Here is a 689-nt window from a genome sequence, read left to right as displayed (position 1 = left end):
AATAACGAAACAAAAGGATTCTTACCATGACTGAGCAAAAATACATTGTTGCCCTCGACCAAGGTACGACAAGCTCTCGCGCTGTTATTCTTGATCACGACGCCAATATCGTAAGCGTCGCTCAGCGAGAGTTTACTCAGATTTATCCACAAGCAGGTTGGGTTGAGCACGATCCAATGGAAATCTGGGCAACACAAAGCTCTACATTAGTTGAAGCTTTGGCTAAGTCAGGCATCCGAAGCGACCAATTAGCTGCCATTGGTATTACGAACCAACGTGAAACCACCATCGTCTGGAACAAAGAAACAGGCAAACCCGTCTACAACGCAATCGTATGGCAATGTCGTCGTACCGCAGACATTTGTGAAGACCTAAAAAGCCGCGGCTTAGAAGATTACGTTCGCGACAACACCGGCTTGGTGCTTGACCCTTACTTCTCTGGCACTAAAGTGAAGTGGATTCTGGATAACGTAGAAGGCGCACGCGAAGATGCAGAAGCAGGTAAACTGCTGTTTGGTACCGTCGATACGTGGTTAGTATGGAAGATGACTCAAGGCCGCGTTCACGTTACTGACTACACCAACGCATCACGTACCATGCTGTTTAACATCAACGACCTATGTTGGGACCCAAAGCTGTTGGATGAGATGGGCATTCCGGCGTCAATGATGCCAGAAGTAAAACGCTCT

At 47.6% G+C, this 689-nt stretch carries 1 protein-coding gene; it reads left to right on the top strand.

Going from position 1 to position 689, the window contains the following annotated elements; translation table 11 throughout:
- Positions 1–26 precede the first annotated feature (26 nt).
- The coding region (locus R7Q48_RS27615; RefSeq protein WP_318133466.1) for an FGGY family carbohydrate kinase at positions 27–689 on the top strand (663 nt) is incomplete at its 3' end.

The organism is Vibrio sp. 378, from assembly GCF_033339435.1.
This window is presented reverse-complemented; position numbering and strand designations above follow the sequence as displayed.